The sequence below is a fragment of the Paenibacillus sambharensis genome (assembly GCF_003233845.1).
Taxonomy (GTDB): Bacteria; Bacillota; Bacilli; order Paenibacillales; family Paenibacillaceae; genus Paenibacillus_I; species Paenibacillus_I sambharensis.
Window position 1 is genome coordinate 25309 of sequence record NZ_QKRB01000038.1, and the last position, 17777, is coordinate 43085.

Genomic DNA, 17777 nt, shown 5'->3' on the forward strand with positions numbered 1-17777 from the left:
CAAATTGAACATTGAAATCGATGACAATAATATTGATGTTAAGAAAATAATGAAGCAAATTAAAGAAAACCTTAATAAGAGATCTTATGAAGATGATTTAGTCAAAACCAGCTCTTATCATACCAATAACAGGGGTATAAATTTATCGGCTCTAGAAGAATACCAATTACTTCTCAATAGGACTTGGAATAACAGCACTGCATTCCCGATAACCTCACATCGTCGTGGGATAGGCACAATTATTGTATTCGTTAAAAAGGTTATAAGGAAATCTATCAGCTGGTATATGAATCCCATTATGCAAAGACAAACAGAGTTCAATGCGAATGTAGTAAGAGCTTATAATGAGATTGTTACCCAATTGAAGATAATGGAAGAGGTAAGTGCAAAGCAAAACAAAGAGCAGAACGATAAGCGTGCTGGAAATAGTGAGGTTAACAGCTGATGATTAATAGAGTTGCTTTTGTAATCCCATGGTATGGAGTCGATATACCTGGCGGTTCCGAAGCTGCTTGTCGGGATATTGTAGAGCGAATGGTCTCAAGAGGCATGGATGTGGAGGTTTTAACAACTTGTGTTAAACAATTCAACAGCGATTGGAGCGTAAATCATTATAAGCCGGGGATAGAGGTTGTCAATGGAGTAAAGGTTCGTCGCTTCAGCGTTGGAAAAAGAAACACTAAAAAGTTTGACATGATTAATGCTAAACTGATGAATGGTGAGAAAATTACCATAGATGAAGAAAAGATCTTTCTTGATGAAATGGTAAATAGTCCGGATTTAGAGAATTATTTAAGAGATTCGAAAAATGAATATGCCGGGTTTGTTTTTATACCTTATATGTTTGGCACCACTTATCATGGGATTAGAGAAGTATATGATAAGGCCGTACTGATCCCGGCTTTTCACGATGAAAGCTATGCTTACTTTGAAAGCTTTAAACAAATGTATAGTAAAGTGAAGGGGATCATTTTCTTTTCCTCGGCTGAAGCTGAATGGGCTAATGCTAATTATCCATTGGAAAAAGTACAACAAAAAGTGCTTGGACTTGGGGTAAGCGAGTTTAGTTCCTATCCGGAACATTTTAGAGAAAAGTACAACATTTATAAACCTTTTATATTATATGCCGGCAGGAAAGACCATGGGAAGAATGTCCATGTTCTGCTTAACTATTTATCTCACTATAAAGAAGTGAATGGTGAACCCATCGATTTGGTGTTAATTGGTGGGGGCAGTATCGATATCCCTGACAATATAAGTGGACATGTTCATGATTTAGGTTTTGTCCCTCAACAAGATAAATATGATGCGTTCGGAGCAGCACAGCTTCTATGTAACCCTTCTCCTAATGAGAGTTTTTCCATTGTAATCATGGAAAGTTGGTTAAGTGGAAGGCCTGTTCTCGTATATGAAGGTTGTAAAGTTACAACGAATTTCTGCATTGAATCCAACGGTGGACTATATTTCAGCAATTATAGAGAGTTCGAAGCATGTGTTAAGCTTTTGTTCGAACAGTCTGCCGTAAGCGATGCGCTGGGCAATAATGGGTCACGTTTTGTGAAAAATAAGTTTCGGTGGGATGCTGTAATTGATAATTACGGCGAGTTTCTCAAAAAATGTTTTACAGGAGTAACAACATGATAAACCAATTGCTGCCTACACTCAGCTATGGCGATGCTGTTAGTAATTCAGCCGTCAATATGATGAAAGTTCTTAGAAGCATGGGGCTTAAGTCCAACATATATGCGCAAAATATTCATCCTAAGATGACTAAGTATGCTCAACATGCTGATTCGTGTCCGAAAAACTATCCCGTCATCTACCACCACTCTACAGGCAGTGAGCTCAGCTACACAATACCCAATTTTACAAACACAAAGGTATTGGTGTATCACAATGTGACGCCACCTAGTTTCTTCGCTGGGTACAGTGGTACTATGCAAAGACTGTGCCAAGAGGGAAGAGACCAATTAACTTTCTTATCGGAACATATGGATGTCTCAATTGCCGTTTCTGAGTATAATCGTTCTGAACTGTTGGAACTAGGTTATAAAAACACTTTTATAAGCCCTATTATAGTAAATTATGAGGATTATGCTGAAGAGCCGGATCAAAAGCTCTTGAAATCCCTTCAGGATTCACCTGAGAGCAAGAATATATTGTTTGTAGGAAGAATAGCACCGAATAAAAAACAAGAAGATGTTATTAAGTCTTTCTATTATTATCACAAATATATCAATTCGAATTCCAAGCTTACCTTAGTAGGTTCGTATGGTGGGATGGAGCGTTATTACAGTGAGTTAGTACATTTAATTGAGCACCTGCAGTTACAGGACCACGTAGTAATAACCGGGCACATACCATTTACTAAGATCCTTGCTTACTATAAAGGCTCAGATTTATTCTTGTGTATGAGTGAACATGAAGGATTTTGTGTTCCAATTGTGGAGGCCATGTACTTCCAACTCCCAATAATTGCATATAAAAGCAGTGCAATTCCTGATACCCTTGGTAATGGCGGGTTTCTTACAACAAGCAAGGATTATAAATCGAACGCTGAGTTGATGCATATTCTTCTCGCTGAACAAGAACTGCAGGATAAACTGCTTGCGAACCAGCGAGTACAGCTGCAACGATTTTCAAAGGAAGCTGCTATTAACCAGTTCGTCGCTATATTAAAACAGAATTCGATAATAAAATAAGCGGTGGTGCAAATTGAGAAAAAAGATTGCCTTTGTGGTCCAACGGTATGGTTTGGAAGTTAACGGTGGTTCGGAGTTGAGTTGCCGCCTTATTGCCGAGCGTCTTAGCAAGGAATATGATGTTGAAATTTTAACTACTAAAGCTCTCGACTATGTAACATGGGCCAATCATTACGATTCGAATGAGGAATATATTAATAATGTCAATGTTAAGAGATTTCCTACTGACCAGCCTAGAGATACGAAACAGTTTTCTAAAATTAATGAACGTGTTTTGACTAATCCGCGCAATGTTTATGATGAACTTGAATGGATGAAATCTCAAGGTCCGGTGTCATTTGCTCTACTAGAGTATCTGAGAGAACACCATGGAAGGTATCATAAAGTTATATTTTTCACTTACCTTTACTTTACTACTTTTTTTGGGCTTTCACAGGCTGCTGAGAAAAGTATATTTGTACCCACAGCGCATGATGAGCCTTATATATATTTTTCTATTTTTAAGGGGTTATTTCATCTTCCGAGATCAATCGTATATCTAACAGAGGAAGAGAAGAATTTTGTCCATAAAACCTTTGGTAACGAGTACATTCCGTATGAGGTAGCAGGTATCGGTGTAGATGTCCCAGATGTGGATATTAATACCGAGTCAGTTCTGCAAAAATTTAAGCTGCCTGATTCATTTATTCTTTATGCAGGAAGAATAGACGAGTCCAAAGGCTGTGGAGAATTGTTTGATTTTTATTTGAGGTATAAGCAAAAACACAAGAACGCACCGACTCTGGTTATGATTGGGAAGCCTGTGATGGAAATTCCAAAAGATGACGGTATACTTCCTCTTGGATTCGTGACCGATGAAGAGAAGTTTGCCTTAATGCAAGCCTCTAAACTCTTAATCATGCCTTCAAAATATGAAAGTTTATCCATGGTTGTACTAGAAAGCTTATATTTTCAAACCCCAGTATTGGTGAATGGTCATTCAGATGTTTTAGTTGGGCACTGTAATCGTGGAAATGCGGGTCTTTATTATACAGATTTTGAAGAATTCGAATCTTGCCTTGACTTACTTATGAACAATGGAAATCTTTGTAAAGAACTTGGTGTGAATGGGAAAAGATATGTGGATGAAAAATATGACTGGAAGGTTATTCTTAATAAATTTAAGGTCTTAATCGATTAATCTTATTTGTGCAATGAGGGAGTTGAACTATGAAAGGCATCATTCTTGCAGGCGGGACGGGCTCTCGCCTGTTTCCTTTAACTAAGGTGACCAACAAGCATTTGCTACCAGTCGGCAAATATCCTATGATTTTTCACTCCATTTTTAAACTCAAACAAGCGGGCATACAAGATATTCTCGTGGTGACAGGAAAAGACCATATGGGAGATGTGGTTAATCTCTTGGGCAGTGGTAAGGAGATGGGTGTAACATTTACCTACAAGGTCCAAGATGAAGCTGGGGGTATAGCCCAGGCGCTTGGACTGGCTGAACAGTTTGTTGGAATCGATCAAATGGTTGTTATTTTGGGTGATAACGTATTTGAAGATGACATAACGACCTATGTAAGCAAGTTTAAAGAACAGTCGACCGGTGCGAAACTGCTGCTTCAACAAGTACATGATCCGACAAGGTTTGGGGTTGCTGAGCTTAAAGGAGAAAACATAATTGCCATAGAAGAAAAGCCACAAGAACCCAAGAGTGACTATGCTGTTACCGGTATCTATATGTTTGATCACGAAGTATTCCAGATTATTAAGACTCTTCAGCCTTCAAATCGTGGAGAACTTGAAATCACTGACGTGAATAATGCATATATTGCTAAGGGAGCTTTAACTTTTGATGTTCTTAAAGGCTGGTGGACAGATGCTGGAACGCATGCGTCACTCGCTAGAGCCAATGAATTGGCTCGGAACATTGAGTACAGCGATGAATTTGGCAAATTAAAATTGTAGCGGAGGGATCAACACACGATGAAGGTAACTCCCTTGAGGCTTCAAGGTGCGATGCTCCTAGAACCAGTGGTTCATGGCGACCATCGTGGTTTCTTCGTAGAAAGTTATAATGAGCAAACGATGAACAAAGTTGGTCTGCAATTTGACTTCGTGCAAGACAATCAGTCATTATCTGCCGAACCAGGGGTTATTAGGGGACTTCATTATCAGCTGAATCCTAAAGCTCAAACCAAGTTAATTAGAGTGTTGAGCGGAGCAATTTATGACGTAATTGTTGATATAAGAAAAAACTCTCCGACATTTGGCCGTTGGGAGGGTGTTATTCTTAGCGAGTACAATCATCGTCAGCTTTTAGTTCCCAAAGGATTTGCTCATGGCTTTTGTACGTTGGTACCCCATACGCAAGTTATGTATAAGGTCGATGAATATTACTCGCCCGAGCATGACAGGGGTATCCTATGGAACGATCTTGACTTAAGTATTGACTGGCCAGTATCGGAGGCCATTCTGTCTGATAAAGATAGCAGACTGCCTGCTTTACGGGATGCAGATATCAATTTCGATTAATAGGTCGAATACAATGGAATACGTATATCCAAGTACAGTACAAGTGTATTCCTGAGGAGGCCGTTATGAAACTTCTTGTCACCGGCGGAGCCGGTTTTATCGGCAGTAACTTTGTGATGTATATGCTGGAGAAGCATCCGGATTATCAGATTATCAATGTTGATGCGCTTACGTATGCGGGCAACCTGGAGAATCTGAAGTCCATTGAAGGCAATGCGAATCATACGTTCGTCAAAGCGGATATCACTGATGCGAAGGCGATGAGCGAGCTGGTGCAGCAGGGTGTGGATGTCATTGTGAACTTTGCGGCTGAATCCCACGTGGATCGCAGCATCTTGGAGCCCGACGTGTTCGTAAAGACGAATGTACTGGGTACGCAGGTACTGCTGGATGCGGCGAAGCGGCACGGAGTGACGAAGTTTGTCCAGGTGTCTACAGATGAAGTATATGGTACGCTCGGCGAAACGGGATTATTCACAGAGGAGTCACCTCTGCAGCCAAACAGTCCTTACTCATCCTCCAAGGCAGGCGGAGATCTGCTTGTTCGTGCCTACCACGAGACGTATGGCCTGAACGTGAACATTACGCGCTGTTCGAACAATTACGGCCCGTATCAGTTCCCGGAGAAGCTGATTCCGCTGATGATCCAGAATGCGCTGAATAACAAGCAGCTGCCTGTTTACGGTGACGGTCTGAATGTACGTGACTGGCTGTTCGTGAAGGATCACTGCAGTGCGATTGATCTGGTTATCCATAAAGGCCAGCCGGGCGAGGTTTATAACGTTGGCGGAAATAACGAACGCAATAACCTCCAGGTGGTTCGGGCGATTCTTGAGGAGCTTGGCAAGCCGGAATCACTTATTACGTATGTAAAAGACCGCCCCGGCCACGACAGACGCTATGCGATCGACGCCAGCAAGATTACGCGCGAGCTGGGCTGGCAGCCGGAGTATCAGTATGAATCGGGCATCAAGGAAACAATCCGCTGGTATCTCGCTAATCCGGAGTGGATGGAGCGGGTTACTTCGGGTGCTTATCAGGATTATTTCCAAACCCAGTACAAAGACCGGCTGGGTGATCAGTAATGGCAGGAAGACGGATGAAGCTGCTGGTGACCGGTGCGAACGGACAGCTGGGACGGGAGCTCGTTAATCTGCCTACAGCCGAAGGCGTAGAGATTATCGGCTATGATCGGGATGGGCTGGACATTACCGACCTGGATGCGTGCAGAAGGGTGCTCGCGGAGCAGCGGCCGGATGCGGTCATCCACTGCGCAGCATATACGGCTGTGGACCAGGCGGAGGCCGACCCTGACGGCGCGTTCCGGGTGAATGGTGCGGGAACACGCAATATGGCCGTAGCTGCTGAGGAGATCAAGGCTAAGCTGGTATACATTAGTACCGATTATGTGTTTGACGGGACTGGAACCAGCCCCTACAATGAATATGACAACACGAACCCGATGACGGTATACGGCAAGTCGAAGCTGGCCGGTGAGCGCCTAGCTCAGACGCTTTGCAGCCGTTATTTTATCGTGCGGACATCTTGGGTTTATGGAAAGTACGGCAATAATTTTGTCAAAACGATGCTGAAGCTTGGACCCGAGAAGAAGCAGCTTAAGGTCGTTCATGACCAGATTGGTTCGCCCACGTATACACGCGACCTGGCTGAACTGCTCGTAGAGCTTGCAGGTACAGATTATTACGGAATCTATCATGCTTCGAATTCAGGGGTATGCTCTTGGTACGAGTTTGCCAAGGCAGTATTCGAGGAGAGCAAGCTGGACGTAACCGTCGAACCATGTACGACCAGCGAGTTTCCGCGTCCTGCGCCGCGTCCTGCTTACTCCGTGATGGACGCCAGCAGCCTGCGCGCCAACGGCCTGCAGCGGCTGCGCGACTGGCGGGATGCATTGAAGGATTATCTCAAAGACAGTGAGTGATACAATTGCTGAAACAGGGTAAGGCTCCGACGGTCAGCGTATGCATCGTCACGTATAACAGCAGTGAGGATATTGAGGACTGCCTGCACGCCGTGCTACAGCAGTCCTTTCCTGTTGTGTCCGTTATTGTCGTCGACAATGATTCCAAGGATGACACCTGCGACAGAGTGGCGCGATTCGGCCCCCCGGTTCAGCTGCATCGGAATCAGGTGAACAACGGCTTTGCCGGCGGCCAGAATCAGGCCATCTCTCATACGGACAGCGACTATGTGGTCGTGCTTAATCCGGATGTGCGGCTCCTGCCGGGTTACATTCAGGAGATCGTGTCTTTCATGGAAGCGAACCCGACGGCGGGCAGCGCGGCAGGGCAGCTCGTGTTTGCTGACCGTCCGGATATCATGGACAGTGCGGGTATAGCGATCGCGAGCGATCATAATGCCGTAGAGCTGGCGGCAGGGGAGCCGGCGTCCGAATGGGCGGAGACTAGGGAAGTGTTTGGTGTTTCGGGTGCGGCGGCTGTTTACAGGATGGCCATGATTGGTGATATATCGTATAAGGGCCAGTTTTTCGATGAGGACTACTTTGCTTACAAAGAAGATGTCGACGCAGCTTGGCGCGCCAGACATCTGGGCTGGCAGGCCTGGTACATACCGGCGGCCAAGGCTCTTCACCGCAGAGGCTGGAAAAAGGGCGGAAGGCGCTCGATCCCGCTCTTTATCCGCAGGCATTCATACCAGAACCGGTTCTTCACATTGATTAAGAATGAGCCATTTAGCTGGGGCTTGCTGCAACTTTTTCCCGTTCTGTTCGTCAAAGAATTAGGGAAGCTGGCTTATATCGTGCTTCGGGAGCCTGGGCTGCTGGCATGCTGGCTGACGATCCTTCGTAAATGTCCCGATATGCTCCGCAAACGGAGATGGCTGTTCGACAGAAAAAGGGAACGCAGGTTGTAACTGGGACCATGTGGGGTATCACTTTGCGCATTTTTTTGTTACAATAAGTCTAGTTTTGAGACTAGTGAATCCATTGTTTTCATATAGCTTGTAGAAGAACGCGTGGATCAAGGAGGCTCTATTATATGATCCGGCAGAATCAACGTTTTTTGACGCAAATCTATGTATTGACGGATGCCCTGTGCATGCTGGTTATGTTCCTGGTCTCGTATTGGGTTAAATTTCAGAGCGGCTGGCTCTCCTCTTATGATACGATTCCATTCAACCAGTATTTCATGTGGGGAACCGTGTATGCTTTTGCAGCTGTGCTGATTGGTTTTTATGTAGGATTTTACGCGCCGCGGCGGCGCAAGAGCTTCTCTTCAGACATCTGGAAAATCATACAGGTGCAGTCGCTCAGCTTCCTGGGCCTGCTCAGCATGCTCTTCATCGCGAAGGAAGTGCATATCTCACGTGAGCTGCTGGTAATCTTCTTCTGCGCTAATATTACCGCCATGGCGGCTTACCGCTTCATGGTTAAGCAGGGCTTGTTCCGGCTGCGGCGCAAGGGCTACAACAAGAAATTCGTCCTGATCCTCGGGGCAGGCACGGTTGGCCGGAGCTTCTTCAACAATCTTCAGAGCCATCCGGAGCTGGGATATGAGGTCTACGGATTCCTGGATGACTATCATCAGGAGCATCCGCTGGAATACCGCCACCTGAAGCCCGTTCTGGGCAAGGTGGATGAGCTGGAGGCAATCCTGCAGGATAACCCGATTGATGAGGTTATTATTGCCCTACCGCTGGAGGCTCATCACAAGTATGCCCATATTATCGATGTTTGTGACAATGCGGGGGCGAAGACGCTTATTATTCCCGATTATTTCGATCTGCTCCCGGCCCGCCCGTTCTTTGATAACTTCGCGGGAATTCCGCTTATTAATGTCCGTGATATTCCGCTGGATGAGCTCAGCAACCGCCTGCTTAAGCGTACCTTCGATATCGTGTTCTCGCTTATTGCTATTATTATTGCTTCTCCGGCTATGCTGTTCGCATACCTCGGCATTAAACTTACTTCACCGGGACCGGCCATCTTCAAACAAGAGCGCATGGGCCTTGATAAGAAGACATTTTATATGTATAAATTCCGGTCCATGCATCTCTCCGATGACAAGACGGCGAATACACAGTGGACGGTCGAGAACGATCCGAGGCGGACAAAATTTGGCGCCTTCCTCAGAAGGACCAGTATCGATGAGCTGCCGCAGTTCTTTAATGTGCTGCGCGGTGAGATGAGTGTAGTCGGCCCGCGTCCGGAGCGGCCATATTTCGTCGAGCAGTTCAAGGGAGAGGTGCCGAAGTATATGGTCAAGCACCACATCCGTCCGGGCATCACGGGATGGGCGCAGACCAATGGGCTTCGCGGTGATACCTCGATTCATGACCGGATTGATCATGATTTGTTCTACATTGAGAACTGGTCGTTCCTGTTCGACTTGAAAATTATCATCAAGACCATCGTGAAAGGGCTTGTCAATAAAAATGCCTACTAACGTGCAGGAAATTGTCCATAGGACTCTGCCTACTGTTTCGGTTATCATTCCTACCTATAATGCAGGACCAGGCTTTCGTGCCATGCTTCAGGCCTTATGGAACCAGTCGCTAAGGCCCCATGAGATTATCGTGATTGATTCCACTTCACGTGATGGCACTGCGACGGTTGCAGAGACCGAAGGCGCCCGCGTGTTAACCGTAGATCAGCGGGACTTTGACCATGGCGGCACCCGTAACCTGGCTGCAAGGGCAGCTACAGGTGAGATTCTGGTGTTCATGACACAGGATGCAGAGCCTGCTGATGGCGGTCTTCTGGAGGCGCTTGTGCGGCCGCTGGCGGATGAACGTGTTGCATGCTCGTACGGACGGCAGCTGCCCCGGGCAGATGCGAATGTGCTGGAGCAGCTGTCTCGTTCATTTAATTATCCGGCTGAGCCTTCCCGTAAGGGGAAGGCGGATATCGACCAGCTGGGGATTAAGGCGTTCTTCTGCTCGAATGTATGCTCCGCCATGCGGCGCGAGCTGTTCAAAGACATGGGCGGCTTTGCAGAGCCGGTCATCTTCAATGAAGATCTCTTCTTTGCCGCGCAGTGCGTTCTGGCCGGCTATGAGATCGCCTATGCGGCAGATGCCAGAGTGGTCCATTCGCATAATTACTCGCTAAAGCAGCAGTTCAAGCGTTTCTTCGATAATGGCGTGTCGATGCGGCGGAATGAATGGATCTATCAGTACTCCTCTGTGAACAAAGCGGGCTCCCGTCTCGTTGGGACTCAGCTGAAGGAGCTGCACCGCGGCCGCAAGTGGCACTGGGTTCCGGTGCTGATAGCGGAATCTGGTGCGAAGTATCTCGGTTACCAGCTTGGCAAGCGGTATAACCGCCTGCCGGCCTCCTGGTGTGAACGGTTCAGTATGCACCGCAAGATTTGGGACAAGCTGCAGACGATGGATACAGGTGTGACAGAGCGGGGCTGATAAGGTGCTTATCGTTCATGTAGACCTATTGATCCATAATAGATAACCCCCTTGGGACTTCCAAGGGGGTTATCTATTATGGATCACAGGATTTTCTATTTAAGGCCTTTATAAGTTATTTATAGAACCTAGCCATTTCTGGAGGTATATGATTTCGGAGCAGGAAGTGTTCTGACGGCTCATCCTGCAGAGGTTTTTCATTCTTGAGCAACAGGCGGAGTGCAAATTGGTTTGCTTCGCATTCATAACGACCGGCCACAAAGAAAGATTGCTCATCCAGAAAAAATCGGCTGATACCCCGATGCAGCTGATCATGCCCCAGCTCATGTGCGCATACGACTCGCTGCCACACTTCGGATAGATTTTGGTTGACCGCAATAAAGCGTCTTCTTAAGGTATGTAGATAATAACCTCGACAGTTGGGGGGCAGATCCAGGAACTGTACATGAACGTTCAATAAGCCAGCAATTTTGAAAGGATCGGTGGTATTAAATTTTCGTACTAGCTTGTTCACTACTTTTTCTACTTTCATGATAATCCTCCTGCTCCGCCAATCTGCCTGTGGTTATTGATCGGTTTCAGGCGGTTTCCTGCGTTTGTTCATCCTTTTGGCTTCCCAGAACATACTTTCCATATACCCTAATACCCGTGCTTTCTCCTCATCAGTCAGAGGGACGCCATCAAACATAACTTCTTGCTGCTGCAGAAAGGTTTTGAAATCACGAATGTCTTTACCGTTTGCAAAATCAGGTATGCTCTGTTCTTGTGCTGCGGTCAGGGCCGGATTATCCGTTCTGCCAAGTAAATAATCTACTGTGGTCTCAAGTACATCAGCCAGATCACTAAGCATCTCATTGTTGGGGGTGCTGTAGCCCGTTTCGTAGTTCGAGATGGTGGTCTTCTTGGTATTCACCAAATCAGCTAACTTTTCCTGTGTTAACTTCATAGATTTACGTCTTCGTCTTAATCTCTCCATTAACATAACCTCAACCACCGTTCTTCTAAGTTCAAGTAAATTGTACCACGGCTTAAGAAAAATAGCTATATAGTCCAAGTTCCTCGGTTTTTATTATTGACATCCAAGATTATTGGATATAATATTGAGTTATGAGTCCAAGATACTTGTATAATTGTGAGAAGGAAGCAAGGCAAGTTAGGTTTAGAACGGGAGGGCGTTAGGAATGACAGTATTGGAGCACCTACAGGATGTTAAATTTCCCGACGTAAGCAAAAAGGACATCGTTGCCGTCAAGAAGCTGTTGATTGACTACAAACGAAATAATGCGATGTGCGTGGTTTTAAAGCAGAATGGGGAGCGACTTAGTGTACAGCAGCAGGAGGTCTATAGAAACTGTAGTGAAGCCGTGCGTTATATAGATATGGCACTTCATTTAATTCTAGATGATGAGGTGAGACGAATTATCGAGTTTCGCTTCATTAAGGGGCATCGGCATAAAGAAACGGTCATGTATTTTAGTACAATGGATGAGAGAACGGTTGACCGGAAAATATCAGAGGGAATAAAGGTGGTAGCGGAAGCTCTTATGAGTTGGTCAGCTCCAGTCTTATGAGGTAGATGCGAAATAGCGGGTAGACAGGTTGAAATCGGACAAGCGTCCGATTTTTTTTTGTACTTTTATGTGCCGGTAAACTGCCGGAATAACGGCATAACCGTGCCAGCGCTATGTCTGTCTATCCGCGTTAAAGTAGATTCAACAGGGAATACCGGAGACGGTTTTCCGGGTGAAGTCTACTGAACCCTTATCATCCGTAGGCACTCGGCCATGCTGTGGGTCTTAAAGCCTTAGACGTTAATCGTCAGGGGTGTGGTGATGAGGTAGGGTTAGATGCCCTGTTTAAGATGAAGCCCTTTGGGGTTTCATCAGGTAACGGAGGGAGGTGAAAATAATGCGAATGAATTCGCAGATGCAAGTACGGTGAACAGACAAGTAATTCAATAGAGGGGAGGCTGATGGGCATAAAATGATACCTATTCGGGAAATAGATCAGCTGCTGACAACGAGTCTCTTGAGTTACCTGCATATTCCCGTCGTTCCATATGATAGCATTGACAACTTCCCTGAGGATCGGTTAATAACTTGCAATTATTCAAGACCTGTCGGTGAAGCTTCGGGACGCCCCGTATTAACGGTGGAAAACGGGGAACCCACGCTCAATGAGACGGTTACCCTACAAGCAACCTTCCTAAGCTATGCAGTAGAAGGGCTGCAGCGGATTGAGCAGACATTGCAAGTCAGGGATTGGTTCTTGACCGAGGGATGTACACTGCTTAAGGAAAAACTGGGTGTTGTCGTTGCACGAATTGGCATGATCGAGAACAGAGATATTCAGATTAGTAGCAGATGGGAACGGCGCTATGGGATGGACATTGAATTAAGAGTCCGACACATCTTATCAAGACCACTGGAAGTAGTAGAAGATGTACAACTGAGAGGAGTTGAGCCTTTTGGCCAATAGAGATGTAACAGTAATGATCGAGATGGAGCGTCCTGTTCCAAAGCTTGGATTTGGTAAGCCACTGATTTTGGGAACAAGTGCGGAAGGAAGTTCTTATAAGACATATAGTGACATTGCTTCGATCGCTGCCGATTACGGCAAGCAAACTGAGGAATATAAGGCAGCATTTGCGCTGCTCAACCAAGGTGATGACTCTCCTGGTGAAGTAGCCATTTATTGCAGAAAGCTCGGTACGGAGATGCAGCCGCTGGAAGATTCCTTGAATGAAATCTTCCGAGAAGATTGGTACTTCCTTATTGCCACTACTATGGTTCCAGAGGAAGTCGAAGCCATTGCTGCCGCTGTGGAGATGGATAATTCGAGACAGTATTTTACCCGATCTGATGATATGAAAGTAGTAGAGTCGTTAAAGGCCAAGGGATATACCCGTACAACGGTTCTGTATCATACAAACCCTGCGTCATATCCGGAAGCAGCCTGGGTGGGTCGTGCAGCTTCGTCGGATGTGGGAAGCGTAACGTGGAAGTTCAAGAAACTAGCGGGCATCAATCCATTAGAGATTTCCGGGACTGGGTTGAAGAGCATTCACGATCTTAGTGCTAACACCTATGTTACCAAGGCAGGCGATCCTGTAACGAGTGAGGGAAAGACGCTTTCGGGAGAGTACATTGATATTATTCATGCGAAAGACTATGTGCGGTCTTCCATTGAGCAGGGTATCCAACAGCTGTTGAACAGCTCACAAAAAATTGCATATGACGATACAGGGATTGCCCAGCTTGAAAGTGTGGTAAGGACAGTTCTGCAGCGAGCTTATAAGCAGGGTATTATTGCGGAGGACGAGGACGGATTACCAATGTACGGAACTAATTTTAAAACGCGTGCTGAAGTTGATGCATCAGATCGAGCGGAACGGAATTATAAAGAAGGCCAATTCTGGTTTGATCTCGCTGGAGCCATTCACGAAACGACGATTCGCGGACAGATTCGACTATAAGGGGGAACCGGAAACTATGGTAACAACAACTACTTATGATGCAAAAGGAATTACAGTTGTCGTAGATGGCATCTACTTGACTGGATTCAGTGAATCCATGGTTGCTGTCGAGAAGACAGAAAATAACTATGAGGTTAAAGTAGGGGCGCAAGGAGATACTCTTCGGACAAAGGTGAATAACCCGCTCGGTACAATTACCGTAACGCTGCTGGCAACGAGTCCACAGGCAGCTCATCTGGATAAGCTTGCGGCTACAGGCCGGCTGGTATCTGTCACGGTCATTAACGCCGGCCCGCCGAAGGAGACCGTTACGGCAGCAGAAGCATTTGTAGTAAAGCCTGCCAACCGCTCTTATGGCAATGAAGCAGAGGATCGGGAGTATGAAATTCAATGTATGGACATGACATTTAACTAAGGGGGAACTCATCAATGAGTGCGTTTAAGCAGAAAGTAGTGAAGACTGCCAGTGGCAAGGAATATGTACTCCAGCACCCGGGCGTGAGGGCAGTGACCAAAATATCGGATCGTATCAAAAACAAGCACGGAGTCATTATGGACGAGCGGCTGTGTGATGAGATGCTTCAACATATCGTAGTAGAACCGAAAACAACCTTGGAGAGCTTTGATTCTTATCCGGAAATGATTGATGTTGTACGTCGGGCTTTTGCCTTCATTTCCGGTCAAGAGGATGAACTCGAACATGACGATCAGCAAGCAGGAAGCTGAGCGGCGGGCTAGAACCCGATGGGATCAATGGCGTCTGCTCCTGGCTGGTATGGTGACATACCGGGATCTGCTTGTCATGGATCAGGATGACGTCATGGAAGCCAATGCGGCTCTGGATCTGCATATCCGGCAGCAGGAGAAGAAAAGCAAATAAGGCACCCATTCGGGTGTCTTATTTTATCTCAAGGAGGTGAGACAAGGATGGAAGGAAACCCGACTTCGGAGGCAGTTAAGCAGTTTGATCAATTGTTGAGTCAAGTTGGCAGTTTGGATAAAAAGGCTCGGGAAGCTATAGTCAGCATCGGTAAAGCAGGGATAAAGGCTGCTTCCGAGTTTGAGTCGGCTATGCGCGGTATCCAGGCTGCAACGGGGACAACTACGGATCAAATGGGGGAAGTGCGGGAGATTGCCAAAGGCTTGTATGCCGGCAATCTGGGTGAAAGCTGGGCTGACCTTGGCAGCGTCATGGCAACGGTAAAGCAGGGTACGGATATGGCAGGTGATGCCCTCGCAGAAACCACTCGGAATGCTATACTGCTGCGTGACCAATTTAAGATTGGCATCAGTGACAGTATTAGCACAAGCAACGAGATGATGGACCAGTTTGGTATCACATCTGAAGAATCCATGAACTTACTCGCACAGGGCGTTCAACATGGGCTGAACCAATCAGGCGAGCTTTTTAAGACGATTCGGGATTATGCCGACCCATTCCAGAATCTCGGGTTTTCAGCAGAAGAAATGTTTGAACTGCTTGCTGCAGGTTCAGCGGGAAATGCTCAAAAGTTAAAAGCGCTGGGGGATGCCATGAAAGAATTTGGTGCCCGTTCGATGAGCGGGTCAACTGAGTCCGTCGAGGCATTCCAGCAGCTCGGTTTCCAAGCGGATAACATGGTCAGTATATTTGCAGGCGGTGGGCCTAAGGCCAAGGAAGCTTTTGACCAGGTGATCCAAGCGCTCTCGGAATTGGAGGATCCGGTCACCAGGAATACGGTTGGTACGGCCTTGATGGGTGAACAGTTTAAGGTGATGCAAGCTGAGACTTTGGCAGCGTTTGGGGCAGCCTCTCAGCAATTTGACAGTACCAAGAACAGCATGGATGAACTGAATGCTATGAAATTTGATAGCCCGTCAAAGTTATTTGCAGCCTTCAGCCGCCAGCTGGAGACGGATGTATTAATTCCGATTGGTCAGCAGCTGCTCCCGTATCTGATGAAGTTCGGTCAATGGCTAACTAGTCACGGACCCCAGATAGCGGCGTTTGGAAACGCAGTAAGCGAGGGACTGGGTAAGATAGCTCCGGTGGTGGAAGGTACAATGAATGTGGTGTTGAGTATGGCAAGCGGCATATTACTGTGGGAAGGTCTTGCACCGCTTATTATCGGTTTGGCGGCCGCATTCCAAACCTACAAGGCTGTATTGTTCTTAACAGAACTTCGGGTAAACGCGTTGGCTGTAGCCCAAAGACTGTACAGTGTCATTCTAACTATGAGCCCGTTTGGTTTGATCGTTTCAGCAATAGTAGGCTTGGTAGCCGCTCTTATCACGGCGTATAATACCTCGGAGACCTTCCGCAACGCGGTTCTATCAGTTTGGGAGGCTATTAAGAATGCGTTTGCGGCAACTTTAGATTTTTTCGTGATTACAGTTCCCGCTGTATTTAATCAAATTATAGGTTGGTTAATTTCCTTTGGTCTTCAGATTATTACAACGATATTAGAACCATGGACAGCATTAGGGAGCACTTTACCCGCGGCACTTGCCGCCATTACGACAGTCATTGCTAGTGCCTGGGATGTGGTCTGGCAGAATGTTGCCGATCTTGGGGATGGAATCAAAGGGATTTTCACCGGTGTTTGGGACTGGGTGAAGGATGGCTTTATATCCGCTATTAACTGGGTAATTGACAAACTCAACTGGTTTATCAACAAGGTCAACAATGAATTATCTTTTACATTACCAGATTGGATGGGTGGATATTCGTTTCAAGTCAATGTGCCAACTATATCCCATATAGGAGGTAACTCATCAGGTAACCCACCGGGTATTCCAGCGGGGAAGATAGTCAGTGACCCATGGGCTCCCCCTAAGCTGGCTACTACTCTGAAAAATGGAGAGAAGTTCGACGGTTCCCATAAGGCTGGGCTAAACTATGTTCCGTTTGACGGGTATATTGCCGAGCTGCACAGAGGGGAACGGGTGCTGACAGCAGAGGAAAACCGAAGCTACACACCAGAGGCTGCGCCAGCAAGAGTTTCTAACGGCAAGCAGGAGCTTGCCATTTCTATTGCGTTCTCAGGTAATGGGGGTACATCCGGCAGTGGGGTAGGCGATCAGGAAGAGATGCGCATTCGACAGATCTTTAACAGTGTACTGGAGAGCACATTGCGAAAGATGAATCTGGAGGCGAGTCATTAATGGCAACAATTGACGGACACTATGTCTTGGTAGAAAGTGAAGAACCATCGTACGAAAATCAGGCCACCGAGCAGCCGGTTGAGAAGGGAGTGAACTTGACTGACCATGTTCAGCGGCTGGCACGCAAGCTGTCCATTAAAGGTATTGTAGCTGGACCGGGCGCTTCCAGGAAAAGGGCCTATCTCATTCAGGCTTCGGATTCCGGTAAGGTGGTGTACTACTCCGGCCGCAATACTTTTCGGGGGGTCATAACAGGCTTAACTACCGGTCATACCAGTTCCATTGCAGACGGGTTCACGTTCAGTATGACGCTTCGGGAAATTCGGGTCGCATCATCTTCAACAGTCTCACAGCTGCCCCTAGCCATTCGGTCACAGGTTTCCCCGGTCACAAGTTCGGGAACTAAGCAGACCAAAAGCAAACGTGATGAGTCAACTGAAATGCATTTGAAGAAGTCGAGTGGTGGAAACAGTTTAAGGAAACCGTCGGAAAAGGTGAAGCCGGCTAGGGACAGACGATGGACATGAGGTGAAACG

The 17777-nt window shown here is 46.5% G+C and carries 21 protein-coding genes; 19 read left to right on the forward strand and 2 right to left on the reverse strand.

Features of this window, described 5'->3' with window-relative positions; genetic code table 11:
• The first annotated feature begins 4 nt into the window (after positions 1–4).
• The 11 genes from DNH61_RS07680 to DNH61_RS07730 all read left to right on the forward strand — a co-directional run bounded on the left by DNH61_RS07680 (position 5) and on the right by DNH61_RS07730 (position 10622).
• Positions 5–445, forward strand: coding sequence for a hypothetical protein (locus DNH61_RS07680; RefSeq protein WP_111146078.1), 441 nt, complete (start codon positions 5–7; stop codon positions 443–445).
• The gene (locus tag DNH61_RS07685) at positions 445–1641 is read left to right on the forward strand and encodes a glycosyltransferase family 4 protein (RefSeq protein WP_220036926.1); all 1197 of its coding nucleotides are present in this window, start codon (positions 445–447) and stop codon (positions 1639–1641) included. Before DNH61_RS07680 ends, DNH61_RS07685 begins: the two co-directional genes overlap by 1 nt.
• Positions 1638–2702: a glycosyltransferase gene (locus DNH61_RS07690; protein WP_181438615.1), complete on the forward strand. Its 1065-nt coding sequence runs from the start codon at positions 1638–1640 to the stop codon at positions 2700–2702. Before DNH61_RS07685 ends, DNH61_RS07690 begins: the two co-directional genes overlap by 4 nt.
• A gap of 13 nt (positions 2703–2715) precedes the next feature.
• Complete coding sequence (locus DNH61_RS07695; protein ID WP_111146080.1) at positions 2716–3882, forward strand: glycosyltransferase family 4 protein; 1167 nt, start codon at positions 2716–2718, stop codon at positions 3880–3882.
• Between the two features lie 29 nt (positions 3883–3911).
• Positions 3912–4655 carry a sugar phosphate nucleotidyltransferase gene (locus DNH61_RS07700; RefSeq protein ID WP_111146081.1) on the forward strand — a complete coding sequence of 248 codons (744 nt, stop codon included), beginning with the start codon at positions 3912–3914 and terminating at the stop codon, positions 4653–4655.
• Between the two features lie 18 nt (positions 4656–4673).
• The gene (gene rfbC / locus DNH61_RS07705; RefSeq protein WP_111146082.1) at positions 4674–5222 is read left to right on the forward strand and encodes a dTDP-4-dehydrorhamnose 3,5-epimerase; all 549 of its coding nucleotides are present in this window, start codon (positions 4674–4676) and stop codon (positions 5220–5222) included.
• Between the two features lie 65 nt (positions 5223–5287).
• Entirely contained in the window at positions 5288–6307 is a 1020-nt protein-coding gene (gene rfbB / locus DNH61_RS07710) for a dTDP-glucose 4,6-dehydratase (protein WP_111146083.1), read from the forward strand.
• 14 nt (positions 6308–6321) lie between these two features.
• Positions 6322–7164, forward strand: a complete 843-nt coding sequence (gene rfbD, locus DNH61_RS07715; RefSeq protein ID WP_111146173.1) for a dTDP-4-dehydrorhamnose reductase — start codon at positions 6322–6324, stop codon at positions 7162–7164.
• Positions 7165–7169: 5 nt separating this feature from the next.
• On the forward strand, positions 7170–8117 hold the full coding sequence (locus DNH61_RS07720) for a glycosyltransferase family 2 protein (protein WP_111146084.1): 948 nt from the start codon (positions 7170–7172) through the stop codon (positions 8115–8117).
• A 125-nt stretch (positions 8118–8242) separates the two neighbouring features.
• Positions 8243–9649 (forward strand): undecaprenyl-phosphate glucose phosphotransferase, encoded by a 1407-nt coding sequence (locus DNH61_RS07725; protein WP_111146085.1) that lies wholly within the window; start codon positions 8243–8245, stop codon positions 9647–9649.
• Entirely contained in the window at positions 9639–10622 is a 984-nt protein-coding gene (locus DNH61_RS07730) for a glycosyltransferase family 2 protein (RefSeq protein WP_111146086.1), read from the forward strand. The genes DNH61_RS07725 and DNH61_RS07730 overlap by 11 nt, the downstream gene beginning before the upstream one ends.
• 115 nt (positions 10623–10737) lie before the next feature.
• Here DNH61_RS07730 and DNH61_RS07735 read toward each other — a convergent pair whose 3' ends face one another.
• Positions 10738–11154 (reverse strand): ImmA/IrrE family metallo-endopeptidase, encoded by a 417-nt coding sequence (locus DNH61_RS07735; RefSeq protein ID WP_111146087.1) that lies wholly within the window; start codon positions 11152–11154, stop codon positions 10738–10740.
• Between the two features lie 33 nt (positions 11155–11187).
• The gene (locus tag DNH61_RS07740) at positions 11188–11598 is read right to left on the reverse strand and encodes a helix-turn-helix domain-containing protein (protein ID WP_245948012.1); all 411 of its coding nucleotides are present in this window, start codon (positions 11596–11598) and stop codon (positions 11188–11190) included.
• 205 nt (positions 11599–11803) lie between these two features.
• Between DNH61_RS07740 and DNH61_RS07745 the strand changes: the two genes are divergently transcribed.
• From DNH61_RS07745 to DNH61_RS07780, 8 genes are all read left to right on the forward strand, one after another.
• Entirely contained in the window at positions 11804–12193 is a 390-nt protein-coding gene (locus tag DNH61_RS07745) for a hypothetical protein (protein WP_111146089.1), read from the forward strand.
• A gap of 412 nt (positions 12194–12605) precedes the next feature.
• Positions 12606–13100 (forward strand): phage neck terminator protein, encoded by a 495-nt coding sequence (locus tag DNH61_RS07750; RefSeq protein ID WP_111146090.1) that lies wholly within the window; start codon positions 12606–12608, stop codon positions 13098–13100.
• Positions 13090–14097 (forward strand): DUF3383 family protein, encoded by a 1008-nt coding sequence (locus DNH61_RS07755; RefSeq protein WP_245948014.1) that lies wholly within the window; start codon positions 13090–13092, stop codon positions 14095–14097. The genes DNH61_RS07750 and DNH61_RS07755 overlap by 11 nt, the downstream gene beginning before the upstream one ends.
• 16 nt (positions 14098–14113) lie before the next feature.
• Positions 14114–14512, forward strand: coding sequence for a phage structural protein (locus DNH61_RS07760; RefSeq protein WP_111146091.1), 399 nt, complete (start codon positions 14114–14116; stop codon positions 14510–14512).
• Between the two features lie 14 nt (positions 14513–14526).
• Complete coding sequence (locus DNH61_RS07765; protein ID WP_111146092.1) at positions 14527–14823, forward strand: hypothetical protein; 297 nt, start codon at positions 14527–14529, stop codon at positions 14821–14823.
• On the forward strand, positions 14798–14977 hold the full coding sequence (locus DNH61_RS07770) for a hypothetical protein (protein ID WP_111146093.1): 180 nt from the start codon (positions 14798–14800) through the stop codon (positions 14975–14977). Before DNH61_RS07765 ends, DNH61_RS07770 begins: the two co-directional genes overlap by 26 nt.
• Positions 14978–15024: 47 nt before the next feature.
• On the forward strand, positions 15025–17241 hold the full coding sequence (locus DNH61_RS07775) for a phage tail tape measure protein (RefSeq protein ID WP_111146094.1): 2217 nt from the start codon (positions 15025–15027) through the stop codon (positions 17239–17241).
• Positions 17241–17768, forward strand: a complete 528-nt coding sequence (locus tag DNH61_RS07780) for a phage baseplate protein (RefSeq protein WP_111146095.1) — start codon at positions 17241–17243, stop codon at positions 17766–17768. The genes DNH61_RS07775 and DNH61_RS07780 overlap by 1 nt, the downstream gene beginning before the upstream one ends.
• Positions 17769–17777: the final 9 nt, after the last annotated feature.

Coding starts and splice junctions, on each gene's coding strand:
- DNH61_RS07685 (WP_220036926.1), top strand. CDS start 445: ATGATTAATAGAGTTGCTTTTGTAATCCCATGGTATGGAGTCGATATA.
- DNH61_RS07690 (WP_181438615.1), top strand. CDS start 1,638: ATGATAAACCAATTGCTGCCTACACTCAGCTATGGCGATGCTGTTAGT.
- DNH61_RS07700 (WP_111146081.1), top strand. CDS start 3,912: ATGAAAGGCATCATTCTTGCAGGCGGGACGGGCTCTCGCCTGTTTCCT.
- rfbC (WP_111146082.1), top strand. CDS start 4,674: ATGAAGGTAACTCCCTTGAGGCTTCAAGGTGCGATGCTCCTAGAACCA.
- rfbB (WP_111146083.1), top strand. CDS start 5,288: ATGAAACTTCTTGTCACCGGCGGAGCCGGTTTTATCGGCAGTAACTTT.
- rfbD (WP_111146173.1), top strand. CDS start 6,322: ATGAAGCTGCTGGTGACCGGTGCGAACGGACAGCTGGGACGGGAGCTC.
- DNH61_RS07725 (WP_111146085.1), top strand. CDS start 8,243: ATGATCCGGCAGAATCAACGTTTTTTGACGCAAATCTATGTATTGACG.
- DNH61_RS07730 (WP_111146086.1), top strand. CDS start 9,639: ATGCCTACTAACGTGCAGGAAATTGTCCATAGGACTCTGCCTACTGTT.
- DNH61_RS07735 (WP_111146087.1), bottom strand. CDS start 11,154: ATGAAAGTAGAAAAAGTAGTGAACAAGCTAGTACGAAAATTTAATACC.
- DNH61_RS07740 (WP_245948012.1), bottom strand. CDS start 11,598: ATGGAGAGATTAAGACGAAGACGTAAATCTATGAAGTTAACACAGGAA.
- DNH61_RS07745 (WP_111146089.1), top strand. CDS start 11,804: ATGACAGTATTGGAGCACCTACAGGATGTTAAATTTCCCGACGTAAGC.
- DNH61_RS07750 (WP_111146090.1), top strand. CDS start 12,606: ATGATACCTATTCGGGAAATAGATCAGCTGCTGACAACGAGTCTCTTG.
- DNH61_RS07760 (WP_111146091.1), top strand. CDS start 14,114: ATGGTAACAACAACTACTTATGATGCAAAAGGAATTACAGTTGTCGTA.
- DNH61_RS07765 (WP_111146092.1), top strand. CDS start 14,527: ATGAGTGCGTTTAAGCAGAAAGTAGTGAAGACTGCCAGTGGCAAGGAA.
- DNH61_RS07770 (WP_111146093.1), top strand. CDS start 14,798: ATGACGATCAGCAAGCAGGAAGCTGAGCGGCGGGCTAGAACCCGATGG.
- DNH61_RS07775 (WP_111146094.1), top strand. CDS start 15,025: ATGGAAGGAAACCCGACTTCGGAGGCAGTTAAGCAGTTTGATCAATTG.
- DNH61_RS07780 (WP_111146095.1), top strand. CDS start 17,241: ATGGCAACAATTGACGGACACTATGTCTTGGTAGAAAGTGAAGAACCA.